Consider the following 25,126-nt stretch of genomic DNA (forward strand, 5'->3'; position numbering starts at 1 on the left):
CGCAATGAAGAGGATATCGAGCGAAATGCTTTCGAGAGATCACAGCGTCGCAGTCGATCCGGTCGCGCTGGAGAAGAGCATCTCCAAGGCAACCGAAGCGCTGCTCGGCTATCGCCAGTCCGACGGGCACTGGATATTCGAGCTCGAGGCCGACAGCACCATTCCGGCCGAGTATATCCTGCTGCGTCACTACCTGGCCGAGCCCGTCGACGCCGCGCTCGAGGCCAAGCTCGGCAACTATCTGCGCCGCGTCCAGGGCGCGCATGGCGGCTGGCCGCTGGTGCATGACGGCCCGTTCGACATGAGCGCCAGCGTGAAGTCGTACTTCGCGCTGAAGATGATCGGCGATTCCGTCGACGCGCCGCACATGGTGCGGGCGCGCGAGGCGATCCGTTCGCGCGGCGGAGCCTCGGGCAGCAACGTGTTCACGCGCTTCCTGCTCGCGCTCTATGGCGTCGTGACCTGGCGCGCGACGCCGGTGCTGCCGATCGAGATCATGCTGCTGCCGATGTGGTCGCCGTTCCACATCAACAAGATCTCCTACTGGGCGCGCACCACCATGGTGCCGCTGATGGTGCTCGCCGCGCTGAAGCCGCGCGCCAAGAATCCGAAGGGCGTCGGCATCGACGAACTGTTCCTGGAGGATCCGAAATCGGTCCGCATGGCGCCGAAGGCGCCGCATCAGAGCGCGAGCTGGTTCTATCTGTTCCGCTCGCTCGACGCCGTGCTGCGCGTGATCGAGCCGATGTTTCCGAAGCGCCTGCGCCAGCGCGCGATCGACGCCGCGCTCGCCTTCACCGAAGAGCGGTTGAACGGCGAAGACGGCATGGGCGCGATCTATCCGCCGATGGCCAACATCGTCATGATGTATGAGGCGCTCGGCAAGGACGAGAATTTCCCGCCGCGCGCCGTCACCCGCCGCGGCATCGACAAGCTGCTGGTGGTCGGCGAGCACGAGGCCTATTGCCAGCCCTGCGTCTCGCCGGTGTGGGACACCGCGCTGACCTGTCATGCGCTGCAGGAAGCGGGCGGCGACGATACGCTCGCCAAGGCCAAGCAGGGGCTCGATTGGCTGAAGCCGCGCCAGGTGCTGGAGCTGAAGGGCGACTGGGCGGTCAAGGCGCCGGATGTCCGTCCCGGCGGCTGGGCGTTCCAGTACAACAACGACCACTATCCCGATCTCGACGACACTGCTGTGGTCGTGATGGCGATGGATCGCGTGCGGCGCCACAGCGGAACCAGGGAATATGACGAGGCGATCGCGCGCGGCCGCGAGTGGATCGAGGGGCTGCAGAGCCGCGACGGCGGCTGGGCGGCGTTCGACGCCAACAATCTCGAATATTACCTCAACAACATCCCGTTCTCCGATCACGGCGCCTTGCTCGATCCGCCGACCGAGGATGTCACGGCGCGCTGCATCTCGATGTTGGGCCAGCTCGGCGAGACCGCCGAGAGCAGCAAGGCGATGGCCGACGGTATCGCCTATCTGCGCCGCACCCAGCTCGCCGAGGGCTCCTGGTACGGCCGCTGGGGCCTGAATTACGTCTACGGCACCTGGTCGGTGCTCTCCGCGCTAAATGTCGCAGGGATCGATCGCAGCGACCCGATGGTTCGGAAGGCGGTCGATTGGCTGGCGTCAGTCCAGAATCAGGACGGCGGCTGGGGCGAGGACGCCGTCAGTTACCGGCTGGATTACAAGGGTTATGAAGTTGCGCCGTCGACCTCCTCGCAAACGGCATGGGCCTTGCTTGGATTGATGGCGGCCGGAGAGGTCGAAAATCCCGCCGTTGCGCGGGGGGTGGAGTACCTAAAGGCAACACAGACGGAAAAAGGGCTGTGGGACGAGCAGCGATACACAGCTACGGGGTTTCCGCGGGTATTTTACTTGCGATATCATGGCTACTCGAAGTTCTTTCCGCTCTGGGCGCTGGCGCGGTATCGGAATTTGAGAAGCACCAATAGCAGGGTGGTAGGGGTCGGGATGTGATTGTTGAGGCGGGGGCCGCCGAGACCGTGGGCAGTAGAATTGATCCTCGGCCGGTATTGATTGTGACTGGATTGGTGCAGGAGGCCCGTATCGCAGCGGGTCCCGGCATGATCGTGATCTGCAGCTCGAGCGATCCGCAGCAGCTGCGTGAATTGCTGGCGACGCTGGATCCGACGAGCTTCCGTGGCGTGATTTCGTTCGGCGTGGCCGGCGGGCTCGATCCGTCGCTGAAGTCGGGCGACGTCGTGGTCGCGACCGAAGTGATGTCCGGCGATACCCGTTTCCTGGCCGCATCTGCCCTGAACGAAGAGATGATCGCGAGCGCCGCGCTGAAGCGCCGCCGGATCGTCCGCGGCGGGCTTGCCGGCGTCGAACAGGTGATCGCGGCGAAGGCCTGCAAGGCCGCGCTGCGCTCGATGACGGGCGCAGCCGCAGTCGACATGGAAAGCCATATCGCGGCGGCCTATGCCGCCAAGGCGGGCGTTCCGTTCGCCGCGCTGCGCGTGATCAGCGATCCCGCGCACCGGGCGCTGCCCGAGCTTGCGAAATCCGCGGTGAAGCCGAACGGCGACATCGACCTGCGCAAGGTGCTGCGCGGCATCGTGCGTAATCCGCGGACGCTGCGGGCGCTGGTGTCGACCGGAATCGATTTCAATCGCGCGCTGCGCTCGCTGCGCAGCTGCCGCGGCTTCCTGCTCGGCAGCGACGTGCTGATGCCGGTGGAAGACGTTCTGGTGGCGAAGGCGGCCTGATCCAGCTGTCCCGGTCAGGAACGGCGTTGCTCGCCGCACCAAGCTCAAAACAATCAATCTCAAAAATAAAGGCCTGATCGCATCGCGATCGGGCCTTTTGCTTTGGTGCCTGGTGGCTTGGCTCGATGCCGCGCCGGTCCGGGTTCCGAGCATTCGGTGGGCGATTTGTCGGGCGTGCATTTGCCGGCTTGCGGGCGGGTGACCCCTCGAGGCCTGTTCCTGCGCGGAGCACGGCAAGTCTCCGACGATCATTGGTCCTGCAAGCTGCAGCGTCCGCGGGCGGTGTGCGCCGTCCTGCGACCTCGGACCGCCCCGTGCATGCTTGACAGATACCGCCATTCGACCGATCATGAATTATGATCCTGTATTCATGAATTAAGGTTCACGATGGCAATCGCGGCGGTTCGCCTCAACCAACTTGTCGAGACCAAGGCCCGCATTCTGGATGCCGCAAGGGACGCCGTGGCGCTGAGTGGGTGGAAGGACGCCCAGATCGCCCTGATCGCCTCACGGGCCGGCGTGGCCACGGGCAGCGTGTATCGCTACTTCGACTCGAAGGCGGACCTGTACGCGCAGGTGCTGGCCCTGGTTTCCGAGCGCGAGGTGGCCATCGTCGCCGCGATCGTCGAGGCGGAGGGATCTGCGTCCCAGTGTCTGGTGGACGCGATCTACACCTTCTCGGTCCGGGCGATGCGCGGCCGCCGTCTGGCCTATGCGTTGATCGCCGAGCCCTGTGAGCCCGAGATCGATGCCGCGCGCCTGAAATACCGGGCGGCCCTGGCCGACCAGATCGCAAGGCTGGTCCGGCGCGGCATCGCCAACGGCGAGTTCGTCGATATCGATGCGAACGTGGCGGCATCCTGCGTGGCCGGCGCCTTCATGGAGGCGCTGGTTGGTCCGCTGGCGCCCGAAGCAGCCCCGGACTCCGACGCGGCAAAGGCGATCGCTCAGACGATCGCCGGGCTTTCCGCGCGCATGCTGTTTCGCCATCCCGCGCCTGAATTGACCCCTGTATCGAGAGTTTCCGCATGAATGCGCGTGTCCAGCCGGTTGCCGTCGCGGAAGCGAATTCCAGTGTGTTCGCGACCCATGAAGTCCGCAATCAGGCGCGGCCAGCCACAGGCTTCAACGCGTTCGATGACGACCGCGCGTTGAGCGATCTGATCGCAAGGATGGTGCCATGGGCGAAGGACAGGCTTTCCGCGCTCGGCGCGCACGCCGGCAGCGAAGCCGTGCAGGAGGCCGCGCGGCTCGCCAACGAGCACGAGCCGAAGCTCCTGACCCACGACCGGTATGGCAACCGCAATGATTGGGTCGAGTTTCATCCGGCATGGCATCAATTGATGGCGCTGGCGTTCCAGAGCGAGGTCCATAGCCTGGCCTGGTCGACGCGCGAGCCGCATGGCCATCTGGCGCGCGCGGCGCTGAGCTATCTCTGGAATCAGATCGAGAACGGTGTCGGTTGTCCGACCGGGATGGCGTACGCCGCGATCGCCGGGTTTTCCGGCAAGCCGCAGTTCAATCTGTGGCGGGAACGAACGCTGGCGGCGGACTACGATCCGCGCCGGCTTCCAATCGAGACCAAGCGTGCGGCGGTGATCGGCTACGCGATGACCGAGAAGCAGGGTGGCTCCGATCTGCGTGAGACCCAGACCACCGCGCGCTTCGTCGAGCGCGGCGCGCACGGCGAGATCTATGCGATCACCGGCCACAAATGGTTTTTCTCGGTGCCGGTCGCCGATGGATTCTACACGTTGGCGCGGACCCAATCCGGCATCAGTTGCCTGTTCGTGCCGCGCCTGTTGCCGGACGGCAGCGCCAACCGCATCCACATCCAGCGCCTGAAGGACAAGTGCGGCAACCGTTCCAACGCGTCGAGCGAGATCGAGTACCACGATACGTGGTCGATCCTGGTCGGTGAGGAAGGCCGCGGCATCGCGGAGATCCTTTCGCATGCTCATTTGACCCGGCTGGATTTCGCGGTCGGCTCCGCCGGACTGATGCGGCAGGCGTTGAGCCTGGCACTGAACCACGCGCAAACGCGAACCGCATTTGGCAAGCCGATGGCCGAGCTCCCGATGCAGCGCAACGTGCTTGCCGATCTCGCACTCGAGAGCGAGGCGGCGATGCTTGGCGCATTTCGCGTCGCGCGTGCGACCGACGGCCTGCAGACGAGCGAGCACGAGCGGCTGCTGGCGCGGGTCGCCACTCCCGTGGTGAAGTTCTGGAATTGCCAGCGTGCGCCGGCTTTCACCTATGAGTGCCTGCAGGTGCATGGCGGCAACGGCTTCATCATGGAGAATGCGATGGCGCGGCTCTATCGCGAGGCGCCGCTGAATTCGATCTGGGAAGGCACCTCCAACATGATGTGCATGGACGTGCTGCGGGCCATGCAACGGGATGCGGCCTGCCGTGATGCGTTCGTCGACGAACTGCGTGCGAGCAGGGGCCTCAACCCGGTCTATGACAGGAGCACGGACGATCTCGCCGATCGATTGTGCGCGCGATATCCGGACGACGGACATGCGCGGGCGCTGGTCACCCGCATGGCGCACGCATTGCAGGCCGCCGAGATGTTGCGGCACGGCGATGCCACCGCGGCAGATTTCTTCGTGCAATCCAGGCTCGGCGCGGACGGGATGCATGTGTTCGGTGCGCTTCCGTCGTCGGAAGGCCTCGGCAAGGTCGTCGAACGCGCCTCCGTCATCCGTCACTAAGGGTTCCAGTCATATGCGTCAGAGCGAAGTTTGTGCCGTCAGCGACGTCAGGGCGATCGTCGGAGACGAGGAGTGGGCGATGCGGGTCGATCTCGCGGCGTGCTACCGCCTGGTCGCGCTCTATGGAATGACCGACCTGATCTACAACCACATCAGCGCGCAGGTCCCGGGGCATGACGATCGGTATCTGATCAATCCGTACGGCATGCTCTACGAGGAGATCACGGCGTCGAGCCTCGTCAAGATCGACATCGAAGGCCGGACCTTGCTGCAGCCCGACCACGGCTACAACGTTAACGTGGCCGGCTTCTATCTGCATGCCCCGATCCATCGCGCACGGCCTGACGTGAAGTGCGTTCTGCACACCCACACAAGGGCAGGGACTGCGGTCAGCACGCTTGCCGAAGGGCTGCTTCCGCTGTCGCAGACGGCAATGCGGTTTCACGGGCGGATCGGCTATCACGACTTCGAGGGGCCGGCGATCGACCGCGACGAATGCGACCGCGTCGTCGCCGATCTCGGCCGCAACAACGTGCTGGTGTTGCGCAATCATGGCCTGCTGGTCTGCGGCAACACGATTCCGCAGGCGTTCAATGCGATCTACTGGCTGGAGCAGGCCTGCCGGATCCAGGTCGATGCACTCGGCTGCGGCCGGCCGCTGCATGCGCCGAGCGAGCTGGCGATCGGCAACACGGTGACCTGCTTTGCCGGCACCGAGATCACGCTGGACAATGAGCGCGACACCAATCCGGTGCTCAATGAAGCGGCGCAAAATCTGCAAGCCGGCTACGGGCTGCTGGAATGGCCGGCGCTGCGGCGCAGGCTCGACCGCATCGACGGGAGCTACGCGCAATGAGCACGTCGCAGGCCTCGTTGCGGATCGGTTTTGTCGGTGCCGGCCGCGTGGCCCAGACGCTCGCGCCGGCGTTCGCCCGCGCGGATTTGAACGTCGCAGCCTTTCACGACCGTGGTCTCGATGCCGCGCAGCGTCTCGGATCCCGCATCCCGTCGGCACGGCCGATGGCCGACGCGCAGGAGGTCGTGGACAGCTGCGACATGGTTTTCCTCACCGTGAGCGACGACGCGATCCTGCCGGTCTGCCGCGCTCTGCGCTGGGAGCCGCGTCACCGCGTGGTCCATTGCAGCGGCGCGACCGAACTGGCGGCGCTCGATCATGCGCGCTCCGCAGGCGCCGTGACCGGCGGATTTCATCCAATGCAGATGTTCGCCAATCCCGACGTCGCGCTCGAGGGGCTGCGCGGATGCACCGTCGGCATCGAGGCAGAAGGCGACTTCCGGCACGACCTTGAACGGCTCGCCACCAGCATCGGCTGCGAGCCGTTGGCGCTGCCGGCCGGCGTGCGGGCGCTCTATCATGCCTCGGCCTACTATGTCGGTCCGTTCCTGATCTCGCTGCTCAGGGAAGGCGTCGAGCTCTGGAAGAGCTTTGGCGCCAGCGAGGCCGACGCGCTGCGCGCCATGATGCCGCTGCTGCGGGGCACCGTCGCGGCCGTTCTCGACGGCGGCCTCGCCAACGGCATGGGTGGCTGCGTGGCGCGCGGCGACGTTGGAACGATCGTCAAGCACCTGCGGGCCCTGGACGAGCGCTTTCCCGCCTCGGGCGCGTTGTATCGCGAACTGGCCCTGCGCAACGTCCCGCTCGGGATCGAGCGTGGCACACTCAGCGCTCCGCGCGCCGCCGAGATCGAGCAGCTGCTACTCCGAACCCGGCCAGAGCAGGCGGCATCCTGATCCAAGAAAAAAGGGCCCCGGTTCGCTGCACCGAGGCCCTTCAATCTTTTGCTCTCCGCTCACGTGGAGCATCAGGCGGCGGTGGAAGCCTTCGCTTGCTGCTTGGCAGCGGCGGCGGTTGCCTCGTCGCGGCGAATCTCCGAGAGCTTCTTCTGGACCTGCTCGGCGAAGATGTACTGCGCCGGACGCTGCTTCGACATGTCGATCTCCGGCGCCATCGGGCCAGTGGTCTTGATGCCGCGCAGCGCGACCCACATCGCCTTCAGCGGGTTGTTGATCGCAGCGGTCGCCGCGGTCGGCTCGTAACCGCAATGGGCCATACAGTCGGCGCACTTCTCGTACTTGCCGGTGCCGTAGGTCTCCCAATCGGTGGTGTCCATCAGCTCCTTGAAGGTCTTGGCGTAGCCTTCACCGAGCAGATAGCAGGGCTTCTGCCAGCCGAAGATGTTGCGCGCCGGCATGCCCCAGGGCGTGCACTCGTATTCCTGATTGCCGGCGAGGAAGTCGAGGAACAGGCCGGAATGCATGAAATTCCACTTCTTGCCCTTGCCGAGCGCAAAGACGTCGCGGAACAGCTTCTTGGTCTTGGTGCGGTTGAGGAAGTGCTCCTGGTCGGGCGCACGCTCATAGGCGTAACCCGGCGACATCGAGACGCCGACGCCGAGCTCGGTGGTGAAGTCGAGGAATTTTGCGATCTCCTCGGCCGGATGGCCGTCGAAGATCGTGGCGTTGACGTTGACCGTGAAGCCGCGCGCCTTCGCCGCCTTGATCGCGGAGACGGCGCGATCGAACACGCCCTTCTGCGACACCGCCTTGTCGTGATGGTCCTTCAGGCCGTCGAGATGCACCGAGAAGAACAGATAGGGCGACGGCTCGAACAGATCGAGCTTCTTCTCGAGCAGCAGCGCATTGGTGCACAGCGAGACGAACTTCTTGCGCGCCACGAGGCCGCGCACGATCTCGCCGATCTCCTTGTGGATCAGCGGCTCGCCGCCCGGGATCGCCACCATCGGCGCGCCGCATTCATCGGCCGCGTCCCAGCATTCCTGCGCGGTCATGCGGCGATTGAGGATCGCATCGGGATAATCGATCTTGCCGCAGCCAACGCAGGCAAGGTTGCAACGGAACAGCGGTTCCAGCATCAGCACGAGCGGATAGCGTTTGCGGCCAAGCAGCTTCTGCTTGATCAGATAACCGCCGATACGCATTTCCTTGAAGAACGGTATAGCCATTAGAGGATTTTCTTTCTGCACTTATCAAAGGGAAGTGGGTTCAGATCAGCCCGCAGTCAGTTCGGCCGGCAGCCGGAATTCGATATTCTCTTCTCGGCCCGGAACGACCGAGACCGACACCGGTCCGATGCGCCGCAGGGCCTCGATGACATCGTCGACCAAAACTTCAGGTGCCGATGCACCCGCCGTAATGCCGACGGCCTTCGCATCCTTCAGCCAATCCGGGTTGAGCTCGCTCCCATCGGCAATGAGATAACTCGCGACACCAACCTCGGTGCCGATCTCACGAAGCCTGTTCGAGTTGGAACTATTGGCGGCCCCCACCACCAAAATGACGTCCACCAGCTTACTCAGGTCCCTTACCGCAGATTGGCGGTTCTGTGTCGCATAGCAGATATCCCTGATGTCCGGGCCTTGAATATCTGTAAATTTTGCCTGAAGGGCCGCGATGATGTCCCTGGTGTCGTCCACGGACAGGGTGGTCTGGGTGATGTAGGCGACCGGGGCATCGGTCGGCAGCCGCAATTCCGCCACATCCTGAACGCTCTGGACCAGCAGGACCGGCCCCGGAACCTGCCCCATGGTTCCCTCGACCTCGGGATGGCCGGCATGCCCGATCAGGATCAGGGCGCGGCCCCTCGAGATATAGCGCTTGCCCTGGTTGTGGACCTTGGTGACGAGCGGGCAGGTGGCATTGAGCACGGGCAGGTCGCGGGCCTCCGCCTCCTCCTCGACGCTCCTGGCGACGCCATGGGCGCTGAAGACGGTCACCGCCTTGGCCGGCACTTCCGACAGGTCCTCGACGAAGATCGCGCCCTTCTTCTTCAGGCTTTCGACCACGTATTTGTTGTGAACGATCTCGTGGCGGACATAGACCGGCGGGCCATACTTCTGCAGCGCGCGTTCGACGATTTCGATCGCGCGCACAACGCCCGCGCAAAAGCCGCGCGGCTGAGCAAGAAACACTTCCATAGGTCGTCCATTACGCAAATTGCACCAATGTCATTCCATGCCCTGCGGCCTTTTCGGCAACGCACTCCACGCGGTCGGACGCCGCAACTTCCGTTGCAATGTCCGCACCATCTCAGGTCCTGCACGTGATCCGCGCCCTCAAGGGCATGGAAATACAGGGATTTGTGGCAAAAAGGTAGCGCTTCGAGCAGATGAGTAGCCAGTCAGGTGAGGGAATTGAGGTAATATGGTATGGATTTCGGGTCCTGCGACGGTCCGTCTCCCTCACTTGTTCGTCACTTTATCGCCCACTCCTGCGGTCTATACCGGCGACTCGTGGCCGTTCCTGTGGTTTGGAACCTCCTCGCCATCTCGTCGAGGAAGATAACCAAAACAACATTAGATCGGTCCCGGGAACTCCGCTACAGAGCGGGCGTTTTCGGCCATGCTTCCCCGAGCTTAGAAAGAAACGAAGTGCTGACAAATATTGTCGTCTCCGTTGTTAGGACCTGTACGCGTTTTGCCCTTCCGGTTGTCATTCTCTCGGTGCTGCTGTCGATCGGCGCCGGCTTCTATACGGCCCGCAACTTCTCGATCAACACCGACATCAACAAGCTGATCTCGCCGGATCTGGATTGGCGCAAGCGCGACAATCAGTTCGAGGAAGCCTTTGACCGCGAGCGGCTGATCTTGGCTGTCGTCGAGGCCGCGACGCCCGAGCTGACCAGCTCGGCCGCGAAGGCGCTCACCGCGAAGCTGCAAGCCGACAAGAAGAATTTCGAGGCGATCACCGCGCTCGGCTCCGGCGAATTCTTCGAGAAGAACGGCTTGCTGTTCCTGCCGACCGAAGAGGTCGGCAAGGTCACGGGCCAGCTCGAATCGGCGGCGCCGCTGATCGAGATCATGGCCGGCGACCCTTCAATTCGCGGGCTGACCGGTGCGCTCGAGACCGGCCTTGCCGGCGTCAAGCGCGGACAGGTCAAGCTCGACAACGCCGCTCCGCCCTTCAACCTGATCTCCGAGACCGTCGAGACCGTCCTCGCCAAGGGCAATGCGACCTTCTCCTGGCGCGAGCTCACCAGCGACAAGCCGCTGACCGATTCGGACAAGCGCGCCTTCATCGAGATCAAGCCGATCATCGACTATTCGGCGCTGGAGCCGGGCAAGGACGCAACCGACGCGATCCGGCAGGCGGCGGCCGACCTGAAATTCCCGACCGAGTATCACGCGCGCGTCCGCCTGACCGGACCCGTGCCGATCGCCAACGAGGAATACGCCACCGTGCAGGACGGCGCGATCCGCAACGGCATCGGCACCGTGGTGATCGTGCTGATCATCCTCTGGCTGGCGCTGCATTCCGGCAAGATCATCTTCGCGGTGTTCGTGAACCTGTTCATCGGTCTTGCCCTCACCACGGCGGTCGGCCTGATGATGGTCGGATCGCTGAACCTGCTTTCGATCGCCTTCGCGGTGCTGTTCGTTGGTCTCGGCGTCGACTTCGGCATCCAGTTCAGCGTCCGCTACCGCTCCGAGCGTTACAAGAACGACAATCTGACGCTGGCGCTGGAAAACGCCGCGCGCCGCTCGGCGGTGCCGCTGTCGCTCGCGGCGATGGCGACCGCCGCCGGCTTCCTGTGCTTCCTGCCGACCGACTACAAGGGCATCTCCGAACTCGGCAAGATCGCCGGCGCCGGCATGCTGGTGGCCTTCATCACCAGCATCACGGTGCTGCCGGCGCTGCTCGACCTGCTCAATCCGCCCGGCGAGAAGGAGCCGGTCGGCTACGCCTTCCTGGCGCCGCTCGATCACTTCCTCGAAAAGCATCGCGTCCCGATCATCGTCGGCACGATCCTGGTCACGGTCGCGGGCCTGCCGCTGCTGCACTACATGAAGTTCGACTTCAACCCGATCAATCTGCGCAACAAGCACGCGGAATCGATCGCGACCTTCCTTGATTTGAGAAACGATCCGAACACCGGCGCCAACGCTATCAACGTGATGACGCGCTCGGAGGCCGACGCCAAGAAGATCGAGGCCAAGCTCGAGAAGCTGCCGGAAGTGTCGCGCGTGATGTCGCTCGACAGCTTCGTGCCTGACGATCAGCCGGCCAAGCTGAAGCTGATCGCGCAGGCTGCCAAGACGCTCGGCCCCGCGCTCAACCCCGACTCGGTCGATCCGGCGCCGTCGGATCAGGAGAATGTCGAGTCGCTGAAGAGCTCGGTCGACAACCTGCGCAGGACCGCGGGCGACGGCAAGGGGGCGGGCGCGGTTGCCGCGCGCCGGCTCGCCGACGCCCTGCAGAAGCTGGCCGATTCGAACCAGTCCATCCGTGACAAGGCACAGGACGTCTTCGTCGCGCCGATGAAGATCGTGTTCGATCAGCTCCGCAACACGCTGCAGGCCCAGACCGTCACGCTGCAGAACCTGCCGCCGGAACTGGTCGAGAGCTGGAGGACCAAGGACGGCCTGATGCGTGTCGAGGTCGAGCCGAAGGGCGATCCCAACGACAACGACAATCTGCGCCGCTTTGCCGACGCCGTGCTCGCCGCCGAGCCGACCGCCATCGGCGGGCCGGTCTCGATCCTGAAGTCGGGCGATGTCATCGTGAATGCGTTCATCCACGCCGGCATCCTGGCGCTGGTCACGATCGGCCTGTTGCTGTGGCTGACGCTGCGCCGCGTCGTCGACGTGCTGATGACGCTGGTGCCGCTCCTGGTCGCCGGCATCGTCACGCTGGAGATCTGCGTGCTGATCGGACTGCCGCTCAACTTCGCTAACATCGTCGCGCTGCCGCTGCTGCTCGGCGTCGGCGTCGCGTTCAAGATCTACTATGTTACGGCATGGCGGCAAGGCAGGACGAACCTGCTGCAGTCGAGCCTGACGCGTGCGATCTTTTTCAGCGCGCTGACCACGGCGACCGCGTTCGGCAGCCTGTGGCTGTCCAGCCATCCCGGCACCGCGAGCATGGGCAAGCTGCTTGCGCTCTCGCTCGTCACCACGCTCGCGGCAGTGTTGCTGTTCCAGCCGGCGCTGATGGGCAAACCGCGCGAGGCCCTCAAGGAAGAGGATATCGCCAACGACGTCACCTGACGCGCAGGCGATCGGGCTTGGCGGCAAGGTGCCGCCGAGCCCTAAATTCAGGCATGCGTCGACGTCCCGAAACAGCCAGCGTGCTCGCGCGCGACCGCGTGCGGCGCCGCAAGCTGGCCTCTGTCAATGCGTCGGTCGCGCGATGTCCGGCAGCAGGCAGATATCGCCCACGACGTCAGCAGACGCATTGGCGCTGGCTGGGGCGGTGGCTGCCTGCTTTTGCCCCGGCTTGGTGGCAGGCGCCACGACGCCGGTGGTCTTCTGCGGCGCTGCCGATTTGGGCAGGGCACCCTTCGCTGCCGGGCTGCCCGCGGCGGGCGGGTTGCCGGCGACGCTTAGCGGGATCGGCGGACCGACGCGGGTCCAGGTCTCGCCGCCACACAGGAAGCCGAGCACGCAGCCCTGGATCTCGAGCTGATCGGTGCCGACGGGCTTGATGGTCGAGCTGTAGAGCTGGCCGTCCTTCGCGTTGTAGACTTGGCCTTCCCACGCATCGGCGCCGGCCTTCTTCTTCATGTCGATCAGGATCGGCATGCCGAGCGTCGGCCTGCTTTGCTTCGCCGGATCAGGATTGTTCTTATCCTTGCCGCCGGGGGTTTTTTCCCATGACACCGCACCCCACATGTTGCCATTACACTGGGCGACGCGGATGGTGGCGACACCGTCGGCGACCTTCCAGTCGCCGGTCGGGTCCGCTGCAAGTGCCGGTGATAATACGGTGGCCAAAAATAAACCTGAAAAGGCTATTGTACGCGCGAAAGTTCTTGGGCAGTGCAACATGGTCCAAACCTGTGCTTAACTAGACGATCCGAGCGGGGGTCAAAACGCCGCTAGCGAGCGTTTTAAGTTGACGAGATGGCCATCAACCGACGTATGTAACGAATGGTAAGTTCCAATTTAGACGTTTCCGAGATTTTTGTGGAGCGCGAGGGGCAGCGCGGTGCCATGCACACGCGTCACCTCAACGAGCAGCTCGTTCGCGTCCTCAAGACCATCGGCTATGACGTCGGCTTCCAGAAGGGGCAAGGCCAATACCTCTTCGATCGGCAGGGGGCTCGTTACCTCGATCTATTGAGCGGATTTGGCGTTTTTGCGATTGGTCGCAATCATCCGGACCTGCGCAAGGCGCTGAAGAGCGTGCTCGACGCCGATTTGCCGAATCTGGTGCAGCTCGACGTTTCGACGCTCGCCGGCGTGCTCGCGGAACGGCTTTTGGAATATGTCCCATATCTGGACAAGGTGTTTTTCGCCAATTCCGGTGCCGAAACCGTCGAAGCGGCGATCAAGTTCGCGCGTGGCGCCACCGGCCGCCCCGGCATCGTCTATTGTGGGCATTCGTTCCACGGCCTGTCCTACGGCGCGCTGTCGCTGACCGATGATACGAATTTCCGCAGCGGCTTTGAGCCGCTGCTGCCGGGCTGCACCGCGATCCCCTTCAACGATCTCGAAGCACTCGAAAAGGCGCTGTCGTCGCGCCAGGTCGGCGCATTCATCGTCGAGCCGATCCAGGGCAAGGGCGTCAACATGCCCACCGACGAGTTCCTGCCCGGCGCGCTGGCGCTGTGCCGCAAATACGGCACGCTGTTCATCGCCGACGAGATCCAGACCGGCATCGGCCGCACCGGCAAGTTCCTCGCGATCGAGCACTGGGGCATCGAGCCCGACATGGTACTGCTGGCGAAGGCGCTGTCCGGCGGCCACGTGCCGATCGGCGCGCTGCTGACGCGCAAGAGCATCTTCGACAAGATCTTCAACCAGATGGATCGCGCCGTCGTGCACGGTTCGACCTTCGCCAAGAACGATCTGGCGATGGCTGCCGGCATCGCGACGCTCGATGTCATCAAGGCCGAGAAGCTCGTCGAGAATGCCGCCAAGCGCGGCGCCGAGCTCCGCCTCGCGCTGACGCGCATGGTGCCGGGCTATGAACTGATGAAGGAAGTCCGCGGCAAGGGCCTGATGATCGGGGTCGAGTTCGGTCCGCCGAAATCGCTGCGGCTCAAGGCGTCGTGGAATCTGCTGGAGACCGCCAACAAGGGCCTGTTCTGCCAGCTGATCACGGTGCCGCTGTTCAAGGATCACAAGATCCTGACCCAGGTCGCCGGCCACGGCCTTCATACCATCAAGCTGCTGCCGCCGCTCGTGATCACCGAGGAGGATTGCAGCTGGATCGAGAAGTCGTTCGACGAGGTGATCGCCGGCAGCCACAAGGTGCCCGGCGCGATCTGGTCGCTCGGCAAGACGCTGGTCGACAACGCGGTGCGCAAGTCGGCGTAGTCTCGAACCCGTAGCCCGGATGCAGCGAAGCGAAATCCGGGGTTCTCGATCCCTGCGAGACTGTTCCCGGATTTCGCTTCGCTGCATCCGGGCTACAAGTCCTCACCCTTCCTTGTTCGCACGCATCGCGCCCTCGAACTTGTCGCCGAACTCCGTCAGCTCATCGGCGCCAAGATCGCTGACCGCCCAGTAATTCAGGCCGCGGTCGCTCCAGTGCCGGATGTTGAAGCCCTGCAGCGTCGAGATATTCGCGGACTTCCGATCGGTGCTCGCGGTCTGCGCCACGAACAGGTTGATGACGTGCTGGCGCCGCTTGTAGACCACCGCGCCGATCTCGCGAGCGTTGACGTAGTCGAGCCGGCCGCCGATCAGGGTAAAGCCCTGCGCGGTGAGATCGATCACCGGCGGCGAGACGTCGAGCTTGCCGTTGAACCAGGGCTTGACCGTATGCTGATCGGTCGAGACCACGTCGATCAGGTGGCCGGCCTGCAGCGAGCGCAGATGCGCCGACACCACCTCGTTCTCGACGCGCTGCTCGTCGTCATTGCGCAGCACGATCGCGACGAGGCCGGTCGCGGCCATCGCCGACACGGCGGAGCCCATCGCGAAACCGCGCAGCACCGAGCGCCGGGTCGGCGCCGCCTGCGGCTGCGGCAACGCCTTCTCGATCTTGCGGCGCAGCTCGAGCGGTGCCTTGTAGTGCACGTCGCTCTCGGCGATCGCCTGGCGGATCTCCTGATATTCCTTCATCAGGGCTGCGCAATGCGCGCAACCCTCGATATGGGCTTCCACTTCGCGCGCATGGCCGGCATCGAGTTCGCCGTCGATCAGCGCGTGGACCAGCACTTCGGCTTCCTCGCAGTTCATTTCACTTGCTCCTGTTCCGCAAGCCAGGCCGATCGCAGCATGGCGCGGGCGCGTGCGAGGCGGGACATCACGGTGCCGACAGGCACGGCGGCGACATCGGCGATCTCGCGGTAAGAAAGATTCTGGATTTCCCTGAGCACAAAGGTCTCGCGGAACGGCTCGGCGAGCGCCGCGACCAGCTTGCGCACGGTGTCGCCGTCGAAACGGCGCAGCAGCTGCTTTTCCGGGGTCTCCGGGGCTTCGTTCCACAGCGGGGCCTGATCGCCGCCCTCGGGCAGCTCTTCGACCGCGGTGGGGGCGGTCTTGCGGCGGGCATATTCGGCGCGGCAGACATTGCGCAGGATCGCAAACAGCCACGGCTTCATCGCAGGTCCACGGTAGCTGTCGAAATGCTTGTAGGCGCGCAGATAGCATTCCTGCACCGCATCCTCGGCGTCGGCGGCATCGCGCAGCAGGTAGCGTGCCAGGGTATAGGCGTCGTCAAGGTACGGCAGCGCGGCTTCGCGGAAACGCCGCGCCTTTTCGGGATCGTCTTGCGACGCTTTGACAACCATCGTGTCCTGCCCGGCATGTCGAGAGACGGCTTGTGCCCGGCCGGGGGCGGAGGGCCACCGGCCGGGCATCGCTGTGATTGTATGGGTGGTCACGTTACCCAACCTTGATACTGCCTGTCATGTGCGGATGCAGCGAGCAGAAATACTTGTACTCGCCGGGCTCCGTGAAGGTGAACGAGAAGGTGCCGTCGGTATCCATGGTCTTGGAGCGGAATTTTCCCGCACACACCACGGTGTGCGGGATGTCGTCACGGTTGGTCCAGGTCACGGTGGTGCCGACCTTCACGTCGAGCGGGTTCGGCGCGAATGAGAAGTTGTCGATGTGGACCGCGACGTCTTCGGCGCGGGCCGCTGTGACAGGCAGCAGCATGGCGGCGACCACGGCTATACCGAAGTCGCGTCGATTGATCGAACTCATCGGTCTCGTCCCTTAGCCCTGCAACGGCGTGTCGATGATCGCCAGCGGCTGGCTGTTCTGCTTGAAGTTGATGCTGGCGACGCCGAGCATGCTGCGCAGCTTGGCATCCTCGACCTTCATCGGGCCGGGCGAGGGGGCGGCACCCGGCGCCGGCTGCGGGAAGGCCGTCGAACGCGCGGTGTGGAAGGTGACGTTGCCCTCGACCTTCTGCATCACCTGGTGGATGTGGCCGTTGAGCACGGTGACCGAGCCGAAGCCCTTGACGTATTCCAGCGCGCGGGCGCCGTCCTCGGTACCCCAGCCCCATTGCGGATAGACCGTCCACAGCGGGATGTGGGCGAACAGCACGATCGGCGTCGACTTCGAGCGGCCCTTGAGGTCGTTCTCGAGCCATTCCAGCTGCTCGTTGCCGAGATTGCCGAGGCCGCCGCCCTTGAGGTCGACGACGTTGACGAGGCCGACGAAGTGCACGCCGCCGGCGTCGAAGGAGTAGTAGCCCGGACCCTTGGTGCCCTTGCCGTAACGCTCCTTGTAGAGCTTGACCTCCTCGTCGATGAAGTCGTGCTCGCCCGGCACGTAATGCACGTCGAGCTTGGCCTGCGAGATGATGCGATCGGCGTCGTCGAATTCGGATGCCTTCGACAGATGCGTGATGTCGCCGGTGTGGATCATGAACGACGGCTTGACCTGCATCGCCCGGACCTTGTTGATGGCCTCCTCAAGCGTGCCGATGGCGTTCGGGTTGGCCGGCTTGTCGAAGCCGACATGGCTGTCGCTGATCTGCATGAAGGTCATGCCGGTGGTGGCTTCGGCTGCGGCCGCCGAGCCGACGATGCCGAGCGAATGCGGCACCCCGCCGGTAACCGTCCAGAGGACGCCGGTGCCGGCCCAGGTCATGCATTCCAGCACCTTGCGTCGGCTGAGGCCTTTCTCTTCATCGTGGTGATCGTGATCGTGTCCGCTCATGACAAGTCTCCCATGGGCCCAGGGATTGGGTTTCCGGGGAGGTGATCGGCGGGCCCAGGGGTTTATTCCCGCGGCTTTGGAGGGGGTTGAGGGCCGGGATGACGATTTCGTGAGAGCCGGAAAGCCGGCCGCGCTATGGGCAGCCATGCGGCCGGCGCGACAGGTGGACGCAAGGGCAAGATGCGCCATTGAAGGCTTGGGGCCTGCAACGCTATCGACCCCGGCAAACCACTGATCGGTCGGAGGAAAATATATGTCTGAGGTCACCGGCGGCTGCCACTGCGGCGAGGTTCGTTACGAGGTGACCGGGGAACCGGTCGTCCATGCGCTGTGTCACTGCACCGATTGCCGGCGCCATGCCGGCGCGCCGATGGTCGGTTGGGTGATGGTCGCTGAAGGCATGGTCAAGGTGACCAGGGGGCAGCCCAGCATCTACCGGTCCTCCGAGCATGGCCGACGACATTTCTGCGCGAACTGCGGGACCGGGCTTTTCTACACCAACGGCGACATGTTGCCCGGCTTGATCGACATTCGAAGCGGCACCTATGACGATCCCGAAGCGGTGCCGGCCACCATGCATATCCAGGTCGCGGAGCGGCTGCGCTGGATGGAAGCGGTACATGAGCTGCCGACCGTCGAGCGCTTTCCGCCGCAGGAATGACCGGCCGCCAACGGGCGCAGCGGCGTTGATGCGCGCCGCAACATCGCCATGCGCTGCAACGTAGATGAACGGCCGCAACAAAGCTGTCTTGCAGCCGTCAGCGTAATGTCAGCGCTCCTGCATAAGAATGGCAGACTTCATTCGCCACACCGGGAGATCTTCATGAGCGACCACGCAGGCGTTGAGCATCACCACAAGGCAGCTGAGCACCACGAGCACGCGGCGCGTCATCACCGCGAAGCCGCCAAGCACCACGAAGCCGGCGACCACCACAAGGCGGCGCATCACGCGCACAGCGCCCACGGTCACGCCAGCCATGCCCAGCATCACCACACCGAGGCCAGCCGGCATCACGCCGAGCACCACGGCGAACACTAAAATAAACGTTCCAGTACTGCGTGAGTGGCTTCCGCCGTCCCCGCAAGGGGACGGCGTTTTCTTTTGGCGGGCGCTGCGCACTGACGCTCTCGTTCGTCGAGCGCCCGATCATTCACGGACAAACCAGCACGGGGGTTTTTGCCTGCGCCAGCACCTTGTTTGTCACACTGCCGATCAGAAGCACGGAGAGTCCGCTGCGTCCGTGCGACGACATGACGATGAGATCGCACCCCCTGTCCGCGGCCGCCGCGATAATCGCTTGATGGGGTTGCCCGTTCTCCGCCAGCACCGTCCCGCAGGGAATGCCGGCCTCCCTGGCCGCATTCGCTGCGTCGTTCAGCGCTTTCGTGGCCTGCTCCTTGCGCATCTCGGCATAGTTGGCGATCGTGTCACGGAAATGCCCCGTCAGTTCCGAAAACGGCTCCACGGCGAAAATCACGGAGACCTTGGCTCCAATGGATTTTGCGAGCGCCATCCCTTGGGCGATGCCGTGCTTCGCTAGTTCCGATCCATCCGTCGGAATGAGAATATGCCGGTACATGCTTCAACTCCCGTGGTGCTTAAGGAATTCGCAAGCGAAGAGCGACACAGGACGGAAGGCGAGACTCGAAGGTCGTCTCAATGAGGCAGCAAGACGTCACGTCGTGGCCCGAACGCTCGAGAAGCCTCGGTAAAGCAGGACCGGGGCTGCGGAATGTCGGCCGAATGGCGCGGCGCCATCCAGCCCTATTCGTCCTCGTCTTCCGGACCGCCGTGCTGCTCGATTGCATTTCGCATGCCGCGCATGACGGCGAACGACACGAAGGCCATCCTTCGCTTCTGGTCATCGCTCAATGTCTTGTACAGCGGCTCCCAGGCATCGGAGAGCTTCTTGAGGTCGGTCCCGCGCTGAATCAGCCGGTCCGCCCTGCGTTGCATCATCTCGACCGGATTGCCGTCGTGAAGGCCGTCCATCGCGCTGTTCTCGTGCAATTCGGCAATCCGCTCCAGCCGGGCCTGCCGATTTTTCGCTCGCGAACGGATCGCATCCTCGATGGCCGGCCAGTATTTCTCCTGATCGGGCGTGAGTTGCAGGGCGGCTTTGACGATGCCGACGCGCATGTCGGTCAGGCTCTTCAGGTCGGCGGCGGTGGGTGACGCGACGCCGACGGTCGGGGATGTCTCTGCTGCGAAGGCAAGAGACGAGGTTGTCATCAAGAGTGCGATCGCTGCGGCGGCTGCGTTCCTCGTCATTGCGAGCTCCTGGGCTGCTATCGTGGATCTCCCAGAGAAGACACGCACAGGCTGATCCGGCGCGAGTTGATCTAGGTCAAAGCCGCGAGGAGCCGGAGATAGGGACGCGTTTCTGACCGTTCGGAAAATGGCCCGGGACTTCGGACATGTCGCCATGGCCCAAGCCGTGGCCGGCGAGACGGTGGAGAGGGATTGAGCTAGATCAAGATCGAGCGGCCCGTAGTGATCAGAAATTGCTGCCCAACTCGTTTCGACCGGGCGGTACCATGCACCTTCTGCTCAAGGAAATTCGGCATAATCCGCTGCTTTGGATGCTGATCTTCGTGCCAATCGTGCTCGTGGTCGAGACGGCAGCTCCGTCCGCCCATACGGCGCTGTTTGTGCTCGCTGTCCTGGCCATCGTGCCATTGGCTGCCCTTCTCAGCCACGCGACGGAGAGCGTCGCGGAGAAAACGGGCGATGCGATCGGAGGCTTGCTCAACGCAACCTTGGGAAATCTGACCGAGCTGATCATCGCGATCGCAGCGTTACACGCCGGAGAATACATGCTGGTCAAGGCATCGATCGCCGGTGCCATCGTCACCAACTCGCTCTTCATGCTTGGAGCATCGTTCCTGCTCGGTGGGCTCCGTCATCACGTTCAGGAGTATAATCGAGCCGGCGGGAGGATGTACGCGGCGTTGCTGCTGATGGCCACGATTGCGCTGCTCGCCCCCTCAGCCGTCGCCGACCTTGATCCGGCACGCGGCCAAGCCATGGCGCTCGCTCTCAGCACAGGCCTCGCTGTGCTGCTGATCTTCGCCTACGGGCTGGGCCTGCTGTTCTCGCTCAAGACCCACAAGGAGCTGTTCGCTAGCGAGGAGCATGGCGAGACCGGCGGCGCCGGCTGGCCGATCGGACTTGCGTTGGGTACGCTTCTCGGGGTCACGGTGCTGGTTGCCCTGGTCAGCGAGATATTCGTGAGTTCGGTGCAGAAAGCAGGCGAGACGCTGGGATTGAGCCCGGCGTTCGTCGGTTTCATCATCGTTGCGCTGGTCGGCGCCGCAGCGGAAATGGCGGTGGCATTCTCGGCGGCGCGCAAGAACCGGCTCGACATGAGCGTCAGCATCGCGCTCGGAAGCGCTTCGCAGATCGCCCTGTTCGTCGCGCCGGCGCTGGTTCTTCTCAGCTATGTCATCGGTCCGAAGCCGATGGACTTGCAGTTCTGGCCGGGCGCCGTGACGATGGTCATGATCGCTTCCGTGACGTCCTGCTTCATCACCAACAGTGGACGGTCGGCATGGTTCATTGGCGCCTTGCTCGTGCTGATCTATGCGATCTTTGCCATGACGCTGTACATGGTGCCGCCGGGATCGCACGCTCCGGTTTGACCATCCGTCCAACGACTGCCGAGCCGGATCAGTATTGATACTGCTGTTGCGGGCAGATCATCTGGCCGTATTGATTGTAATAGCAGCCCTGGTTGCCGTAGTAGCCATAGCTGCCATAGTACGCGCCAGCCGCGGCCGCGGCGCCGGCCGCCGCAGCACCGTAGCCCCAACCGGGTCGATAATAGCCGCCGCCATAACCGGGATAGCCGGCGACCGGGCGACCGGGGCGTCCTGCAATCGGTCGGCCAGGATAACCCGGACGTCCGGCAATCGGGTGTGAGGGGCGCGGGCGGCCGGCAGCGCGATATCCGCCGCCATGAATCCTTCCGGCATGCATCCTTCCGCCGCCGGCATGCATGCCGCCGCCACGCATCCCGCCGCCGTGAAAGCCGCCTCCGCCGCCACGGAAGCCGCCGCCTCCTCCGCGGCGGGCATAGGCGTCATCAGGAACCAGGCAGACAGCAGCGAGAAGCAGAGCTGCCAGAGCGGCGAGGATACAACGAAGCATGGCGTGTCCTCCCTAACGGACGAGGTTGCGAACCGTGAAACTGCATCACACCAAAGGCGCCGGGTTGATGTAGATCAACGGAACGCAATCGCGTTCAAGATGCCGGGTTCCGCGGGCGCTTTCGCGCAACCGCGACAGGCGCCTGCTTTCAAATCTCCTCCGGCACAAACTGCACTTTGCTGTCGAAGCGGCCCTGCTTAGAATGCTGGACTTCGGAGGTTACGTGACTTGTCGTGTCACCTCTCAGTCAGGCGACAGCCCCATCCATTGCCGAGTTCACCAACGTTTTTTCGCTTGCGGCCGTGCGCAGTCGGAATTGTTGAACCAACCTCGATCCGAGGTGTTCTGTAGCCAGAACCCCGCGATTTGCAGCGGCGATGATGAGGACGGGTTCGGAGACATCAGCCTCGCAGGCAACATTCTGCGGGGCTTCTCTCCAATCTCGATCGCTTTGGCCGTGTTCTTGCACAGTTGGCATCGCCTCGGGGAGAGAACGAACGTGCGGAAAGCGGATGTAACGTGCGCGTGCTGTGGCGCAGGTTTCCGGCGGTTGGAGCTATGGTCCGAACCCGGCGCCAAGGGTGAGTATCACTGTCCCGTTTGCGACTATTTGCTTGAAGCATTTGATGGCACCAACCTGATCGCCTATCGGCTGACGATCCAGCCGGTGCGCGCACCGGTCTATTCGGTGAAGCAACTCGACGATCGACGATGACGTGACGTTCGGCTGCCATCGGCGGGCAACTGGTCAGTATCGCCCAGGTCCAGCCCAAACCTGGCCTGGACCCATCTCGCTTCGGCTTTCGAGGCCGATGCGGACGTCGCGCGCCTATGAGAAGGCGTCGCGGCCCGCGCGCCCGTCAAATGTCCTGAGCGCCGCGACCATCAGCTCCGGCGCTTCCTGCGCCACGCAATGGCCGACGCCGTCGAACCTCCAGCGGCTGGCGTGCGGGATCAGGGACGCGGCGCGGTCGGCCATCTCCTTGTAGACCGGCCATGACTGTTCGGCCGTGGCGATGCAGACCGGGCAGGCGATCTCGGAGAACCACGGGAACGGATTGCCGCGGGCATCGCCGGTGTAGATCTGATCCATGGCCTGGAAGATCGGCCCAAGCAACGCCGACTCGATTTCCGGCGTGCAGCGCAGCTGCATGCGGCCGTCGTCGAGCCGCGCAAAGCCGTGATGGACATAGGCCCACAGCGACGGCTCGGTCCACGGCGCGAACGCCGGCGCGGCGCGCAATCGCCGGAACAGATCGTCGGCATTGTCGAATTCGGCGCGGCGGCGCAGCACGCCCTGCACCGATGCGTTCGCGATCTCGCTCAAGCCGCCGGTCCGCGGCGTGCGCGGATCCATCGCGGTCGGCTCCGTCACGAACAGCCGCGCGAAGCGGTCCGGCATCAACTTCGTTGCGAGCATCAGGTCGGTCGCGCCGGCGCTGTGACCGATGCCGTAAATGTTCTGAAGGTCGAGGCGTTCGACCACCATGCAGAGATCGTCGGCGAAATCCTGGAACTGGTAGCGGTCGGCCGCCGGCTTGTGGCTCAGGCCATGGCCGCGGCGGTCGAGTGCATAGACGGTGTAGTCGGCGGCCAGCGCTTCGGCGACCTCGGTCCACACCTCGGCGACAAAGCCGGTGCCGTGCAGCAGCAGCGCCGGCGGCTTGCCGGAGGCCGGCTCGCCCCATCGCGCCAGCGCGATCTGCGCGCCGGCATCGCCAACGAGGATGCGATTTCGGGAGTTCATCGTCGCTCTATCGCGCATCCTGCAGGATCATCGCCGCGGCCTTCTCGGCGATCATCGCGGTCGGCGTGTTGGTGTTGCCGGAGGTGATGGTCGGCATCACGGAGGCATCCGCGATGCGCAGGCCGTTGAGGCCGTAGAAGCGCAGGCGTTCGTCGACCACGGCCATCGGATCGTTGGCCGTTCCCATCTTCGCGGTGCCGACGGGGTGGAAGATCGTGGTGCCGATATCGCCGGCGGCCTTGGCGAGCGAGGTGTCGTCATCGCCGACGGAAGGACCGGGCAGGAATTCCTCGGGATGATATTTTTCCAGCGCCTTCTGCTTCATCAATCTGCGCGTGGTGCGGATCGCGTCGGCCGCGACCTGGCGGTCGTCCTCGGTCGACAGGTAATTCGGCGCGATCGACGGGTTGTCGTCGGGCGCGGTCGAGCGGATCCGCACCGTGCCGCGCGAGGTCGGCTGCAGATTGCAGGCGCTCACCGTGATCGCGGGGAAGCGATGCAGAGGGTCGCCGAACTTGTCGAGCGATAGCGGCTGCACATGGAACTGGATGTTGGCGCGCGCGCGCGTCGCATCCGAGCGCGTGAAGATGCCGAGCTGCGACGGCGCCATGGTCAGTGGCCCGCGGCGGCGGAACGCGTAGTCGAGGCCCATCAGGCCGCGGCGCACGAGGTTGTAGTAGGTCTCGTTCAGTGTGCGCACGCCCGATACCTTGTAGATCGCGCGCTGCTGCAGATGGTCCTGCAGATTGTGGCCGATGCCCTGCACGTCAGCCACGATGTCGATGCCGAGCGGTGACAGCCATTCGGACGGGCCGATGCCGGAACGATGCAGCACCTGCGTGGTGCCGATCGAGCCGGCGCAGAGGATCACCTCGCCCTTGGCGCGCGCCTCCACCGTCTCGTTGCCCTGGCGGAACTCGACGCCGGCGGCGCGGCCGCTCTCGATGATCAGGCGGTCGACCAGCACGTCGGTCTCGAGCCTGAGATTGCTGCGGTTCAGCACCGGCTTGAGGAAACCGCGCGCCGCCGACCAGCGCCGTCCGCGCTTCTGGTTGACGTGGAAGTAGCTGGTGCCCTCATTGTCGCCGGTGTTGAAGTCGCCGATGCGCTTGATGCCCATCTCCTCGGCGGCATCGCCGACTGCATCGAGGACCTGCCACGACAACCGCGGCGCCTCGATGCGCCAGCCGCCGCCGACGCCGTGATGCTCGCTTTCGCCGAGAAAGTGATCCTCCAGCCGCTTGAATGCCGGCAGCACGTCGCTGTAGCTCCACCCGGTGAGGCCGAGCTGGCGCCAGTGATCGTAATCCGCGGCCTGGCCGCGCATCGAGATCATGGCGTTGATCGCCGACGAGCCGCCGATCACCTTGCCGCGCGGATAGGCGAGCGCGCGGCCGTTGAGGCCGGGCTCGGCTTCGGTCTTGAACATCCAGTCCGAGCGCGGATTGCCGATCGCGAAGAGATAGCCGACCGGGATGTGAAACCAGATCCAGTTGTCCTTGCCGCCGGCTTCCAGCAGCAGCACGCGCTTCTTCGGATCGGCCGACAGGCGGTTGGCCATGATACAGCCCGCAGTGCCTGCGCCGACGATAATGTAGTCGAAATCACCTTCGAGCCTTCGCGGCATGTCCTCGTTCCCGGCAAGTGTCTTTTGTTACGCGTCTATTAG

General features: G+C 64.2%; 24 protein-coding genes. 11 read left to right on the forward strand and 13 right to left on the reverse strand.

The window, feature by feature from the left end; all coding sequences use genetic code 11:
• The first annotated feature begins 25 nt into the window (after positions 1-25).
• The 6 genes from shc (at position 26) to ACOIX3_RS13380 (ending at position 7,208) form a co-directional block, all read left to right on the forward strand.
• A complete protein-coding gene (shc, locus tag ACOIX3_RS13355; protein ID WP_420970278.1) occupies positions 26-1,987 on the forward strand; it encodes a squalene--hopene cyclase in 1,962 nt (653 codons plus the stop codon).
• Entirely contained in the window at positions 1,984-2,739 is a 756-nt protein-coding gene (locus ACOIX3_RS13360; protein ID WP_376711585.1) for a phosphorylase, read from the forward strand. The genes shc and ACOIX3_RS13360 overlap by 4 nt, the downstream gene beginning before the upstream one ends.
• 387 nt (positions 2,740-3,126) lie before the next feature.
• On the forward strand, positions 3,127-3,771 hold the full coding sequence (locus tag ACOIX3_RS13365) for a TetR/AcrR family transcriptional regulator (RefSeq protein WP_420970279.1): 645 nt from the start codon (positions 3,127-3,129) through the stop codon (positions 3,769-3,771).
• A complete protein-coding gene (locus ACOIX3_RS13370) occupies positions 3,768-5,456 on the forward strand; it encodes an acyl-CoA dehydrogenase family protein (RefSeq protein WP_420970280.1) in 1,689 nt (562 codons plus the stop codon). The genes ACOIX3_RS13365 and ACOIX3_RS13370 overlap by 4 nt, the downstream gene beginning before the upstream one ends.
• Positions 5,457-5,469: 13 nt before the next feature.
• Entirely contained in the window at positions 5,470-6,312 is an 843-nt protein-coding gene (locus tag ACOIX3_RS13375; RefSeq protein ID WP_420970282.1) for a class II aldolase/adducin family protein, read from the forward strand.
• Positions 6,309-7,208, forward strand: a complete 900-nt coding sequence (locus ACOIX3_RS13380; RefSeq protein ID WP_420970283.1) for a Rossmann-like and DUF2520 domain-containing protein — start codon at positions 6,309-6,311, stop codon at positions 7,206-7,208. Before ACOIX3_RS13375 ends, ACOIX3_RS13380 begins: the two co-directional genes overlap by 4 nt.
• 71 nt (positions 7,209-7,279) lie before the next feature.
• On the opposite strand, the gene hpnH is transcribed toward ACOIX3_RS13380, so the two are convergent.
• Complete coding sequence (hpnH, locus tag ACOIX3_RS13385) at positions 7,280-8,440, reverse strand: adenosyl-hopene transferase HpnH (protein WP_097670574.1); 1,161 nt, start codon at positions 8,438-8,440, stop codon at positions 7,280-7,282.
• Between the two features lie 45 nt (positions 8,441-8,485).
• The gene (gene ispH / locus ACOIX3_RS13390) at positions 8,486-9,412 is read right to left on the reverse strand and encodes a 4-hydroxy-3-methylbut-2-enyl diphosphate reductase (protein WP_092125121.1); all 927 of its coding nucleotides are present in this window, start codon (positions 9,410-9,412) and stop codon (positions 8,486-8,488) included.
• A 453-nt stretch (positions 9,413-9,865) separates the two neighbouring features.
• Here ispH and ACOIX3_RS13395 point away from each other — a divergent pair, with 453 nt between their 5' ends.
• A complete protein-coding gene (locus ACOIX3_RS13395; RefSeq protein WP_420970285.1) occupies positions 9,866-12,481 on the forward strand; it encodes an MMPL family transporter in 2,616 nt (871 codons plus the stop codon).
• Positions 12,482-12,604: 123 nt separating this feature from the next.
• Here ACOIX3_RS13395 and ACOIX3_RS13400 read toward each other — a convergent pair whose 3' ends face one another.
• On the reverse strand, positions 12,605-13,261 hold the full coding sequence (locus ACOIX3_RS13400; protein ID WP_420970286.1) for a DUF2147 domain-containing protein: 657 nt from the start codon (positions 13,259-13,261) through the stop codon (positions 12,605-12,607).
• A 102-nt stretch (positions 13,262-13,363) separates the two neighbouring features.
• Between ACOIX3_RS13400 and hpnO the strand changes: the two genes are divergently transcribed.
• Entirely contained in the window at positions 13,364-14,755 is a 1,392-nt protein-coding gene (gene hpnO, locus ACOIX3_RS13405; protein WP_212311108.1) for an aspartate aminotransferase family protein, read from the forward strand.
• A gap of 102 nt (positions 14,756-14,857) precedes the next feature.
• On the opposite strand, the gene ACOIX3_RS13410 is transcribed toward hpnO, so the two are convergent.
• The 4 genes from ACOIX3_RS13410 to ACOIX3_RS13425 form a co-directional block, all read right to left on the reverse strand.
• Entirely contained in the window at positions 14,858-15,622 is a 765-nt protein-coding gene (locus ACOIX3_RS13410; protein WP_420970287.1) for an anti-sigma factor family protein, read from the reverse strand.
• Positions 15,619-16,176 (reverse strand): sigma-70 family RNA polymerase sigma factor, encoded by a 558-nt coding sequence (locus ACOIX3_RS13415; protein ID WP_092125126.1) that lies wholly within the window; start codon positions 16,174-16,176, stop codon positions 15,619-15,621. The genes ACOIX3_RS13410 and ACOIX3_RS13415 overlap by 4 nt, the downstream gene beginning before the upstream one ends.
• Before the next feature lie 94 nt (positions 16,177-16,270).
• On the reverse strand, positions 16,271-16,594 hold the full coding sequence (locus ACOIX3_RS13420) for a cupredoxin domain-containing protein (RefSeq protein WP_050626217.1): 324 nt from the start codon (positions 16,592-16,594) through the stop codon (positions 16,271-16,273).
• A gap of 12 nt (positions 16,595-16,606) precedes the next feature.
• Entirely contained in the window at positions 16,607-17,560 is a 954-nt protein-coding gene (locus ACOIX3_RS13425) for a metallophosphoesterase family protein (RefSeq protein WP_420970288.1), read from the reverse strand.
• Positions 17,561-17,813: 253 nt separating this feature from the next.
• Here ACOIX3_RS13425 and ACOIX3_RS13430 point away from each other — a divergent pair, with 253 nt between their 5' ends.
• A complete protein-coding gene (locus tag ACOIX3_RS13430; RefSeq protein WP_420970289.1) occupies positions 17,814-18,221 on the forward strand; it encodes a GFA family protein in 408 nt (135 codons plus the stop codon).
• A gap of 108 nt (positions 18,222-18,329) precedes the next feature.
• Here ACOIX3_RS13430 and ACOIX3_RS13435 read toward each other — a convergent pair whose 3' ends face one another.
• The 3 genes from ACOIX3_RS13435 to ACOIX3_RS13445 all read right to left on the reverse strand — a co-directional run bounded on the left by ACOIX3_RS13435 (position 18,330) and on the right by ACOIX3_RS13445 (position 19,700).
• Entirely contained in the window at positions 18,330-18,596 is a 267-nt protein-coding gene (locus tag ACOIX3_RS13435; RefSeq protein WP_420970290.1) for a hypothetical protein, read from the reverse strand.
• A 115-nt stretch (positions 18,597-18,711) separates the two neighbouring features.
• On the reverse strand, positions 18,712-19,140 hold the full coding sequence (locus ACOIX3_RS13440) for a universal stress protein (protein WP_420970291.1): 429 nt from the start codon (positions 19,138-19,140) through the stop codon (positions 18,712-18,714).
• Positions 19,141-19,325: 185 nt separating this feature from the next.
• Positions 19,326-19,700, reverse strand: coding sequence for a Spy/CpxP family protein refolding chaperone (locus ACOIX3_RS13445; protein ID WP_420970292.1), 375 nt, complete (start codon positions 19,698-19,700; stop codon positions 19,326-19,328).
• Between the two features lie 398 nt (positions 19,701-20,098).
• Between ACOIX3_RS13445 and cax the strand changes: the two genes are divergently transcribed.
• Positions 20,099-21,202 (forward strand): calcium/proton exchanger, encoded by a 1,104-nt coding sequence (cax, locus tag ACOIX3_RS13450; RefSeq protein WP_420970293.1) that lies wholly within the window; start codon positions 20,099-20,101, stop codon positions 21,200-21,202.
• A gap of 28 nt (positions 21,203-21,230) precedes the next feature.
• Here cax and ACOIX3_RS13455 read toward each other — a convergent pair whose 3' ends face one another.
• Positions 21,231-21,710 carry a hypothetical protein gene (locus ACOIX3_RS13455; RefSeq protein ID WP_420970294.1) on the reverse strand — a complete coding sequence of 160 codons (480 nt, stop codon included), beginning with the start codon at positions 21,708-21,710 and terminating at the stop codon, positions 21,231-21,233.
• Positions 21,711-22,026: 316 nt separating this feature from the next.
• Here ACOIX3_RS13455 and ACOIX3_RS13460 point away from each other — a divergent pair, with 316 nt between their 5' ends.
• Complete coding sequence (locus ACOIX3_RS13460; RefSeq protein WP_420970295.1) at positions 22,027-22,425, forward strand: hypothetical protein; 399 nt, start codon at positions 22,027-22,029, stop codon at positions 22,423-22,425.
• 114 nt (positions 22,426-22,539) lie between these two features.
• On the opposite strand, the gene ACOIX3_RS13465 is transcribed toward ACOIX3_RS13460, so the two are convergent.
• Positions 22,540-23,457 (reverse strand): alpha/beta fold hydrolase, encoded by a 918-nt coding sequence (locus tag ACOIX3_RS13465; protein WP_420970296.1) that lies wholly within the window; start codon positions 23,455-23,457, stop codon positions 22,540-22,542.
• A gap of 7 nt (positions 23,458-23,464) precedes the next feature.
• Positions 23,465-25,084: a GMC family oxidoreductase gene (locus ACOIX3_RS13470; protein WP_420970297.1), complete on the reverse strand. Its 1,620-nt coding sequence runs from the start codon at positions 25,082-25,084 to the stop codon at positions 23,465-23,467.
• Between the last annotated feature and the right edge of the window lie 42 nt (positions 25,085-25,126).

Origin of the sequence: Bradyrhizobium sp. B120 (assembly GCF_049075665.1) — a bacterium.
In the GTDB taxonomy this organism is placed as follows: domain Bacteria; phylum Pseudomonadota; class Alphaproteobacteria; order Rhizobiales; family Xanthobacteraceae; genus Bradyrhizobium.

Coding starts and splice junctions, on each gene's coding strand:
- shc (WP_420970278.1), top strand. CDS start 26: ATGCTTTCGAGAGATCACAGCGTCGCAGTCGATCCGGTCGCGCTGGAG.
- ACOIX3_RS13365 (WP_420970279.1), top strand. CDS start 3,127: ATGGCAATCGCGGCGGTTCGCCTCAACCAACTTGTCGAGACCAAGGCC.
- ACOIX3_RS13370 (WP_420970280.1), top strand. CDS start 3,768: ATGAATGCGCGTGTCCAGCCGGTTGCCGTCGCGGAAGCGAATTCCAGT.
- ACOIX3_RS13375 (WP_420970282.1), top strand. CDS start 5,470: ATGCGTCAGAGCGAAGTTTGTGCCGTCAGCGACGTCAGGGCGATCGTC.
- ACOIX3_RS13380 (WP_420970283.1), top strand. CDS start 6,309: ATGAGCACGTCGCAGGCCTCGTTGCGGATCGGTTTTGTCGGTGCCGGC.
- hpnH (WP_097670574.1), bottom strand. CDS start 8,440: ATGGCTATACCGTTCTTCAAGGAAATGCGTATCGGCGGTTATCTGATC.
- ispH (WP_092125121.1), bottom strand. CDS start 9,412: ATGGAAGTGTTTCTTGCTCAGCCGCGCGGCTTTTGCGCGGGCGTTGTG.
- ACOIX3_RS13400 (WP_420970286.1), bottom strand. CDS start 13,261: ATGTTGCACTGCCCAAGAACTTTCGCGCGTACAATAGCCTTTTCAGGT.
- hpnO (WP_212311108.1), top strand. CDS start 13,364: ATGGTAAGTTCCAATTTAGACGTTTCCGAGATTTTTGTGGAGCGCGAG.
- ACOIX3_RS13410 (WP_420970287.1), bottom strand. CDS start 15,622: ATGAACTGCGAGGAAGCCGAAGTGCTGGTCCACGCGCTGATCGACGGC.
- ACOIX3_RS13415 (WP_092125126.1), bottom strand. CDS start 16,176: ATGGTTGTCAAAGCGTCGCAAGACGATCCCGAAAAGGCGCGGCGTTTC.
- ACOIX3_RS13420 (WP_050626217.1), bottom strand. CDS start 16,594: ATGAGTTCGATCAATCGACGCGACTTCGGTATAGCCGTGGTCGCCGCC.
- ACOIX3_RS13425 (WP_420970288.1), bottom strand. CDS start 17,560: ATGAGCGGACACGATCACGATCACCACGATGAAGAGAAAGGCCTCAGC.
- ACOIX3_RS13430 (WP_420970289.1), top strand. CDS start 17,814: ATGTCTGAGGTCACCGGCGGCTGCCACTGCGGCGAGGTTCGTTACGAG.
- ACOIX3_RS13440 (WP_420970291.1), bottom strand. CDS start 19,140: ATGTACCGGCATATTCTCATTCCGACGGATGGATCGGAACTAGCGAAG.
- ACOIX3_RS13445 (WP_420970292.1), bottom strand. CDS start 19,700: ATGCGCGTCGGCATCGTCAAAGCCGCCCTGCAACTCACGCCCGATCAG.
- cax (WP_420970293.1), top strand. CDS start 20,099: ATGCACCTTCTGCTCAAGGAAATTCGGCATAATCCGCTGCTTTGGATG.
- ACOIX3_RS13455 (WP_420970294.1), bottom strand. CDS start 21,710: ATGCTTCGTTGTATCCTCGCCGCTCTGGCAGCTCTGCTTCTCGCTGCT.
- ACOIX3_RS13465 (WP_420970296.1), bottom strand. CDS start 23,457: ATGAACTCCCGAAATCGCATCCTCGTTGGCGATGCCGGCGCGCAGATC.
- ACOIX3_RS13470 (WP_420970297.1), bottom strand. CDS start 25,084: ATGCCGCGAAGGCTCGAAGGTGATTTCGACTACATTATCGTCGGCGCA.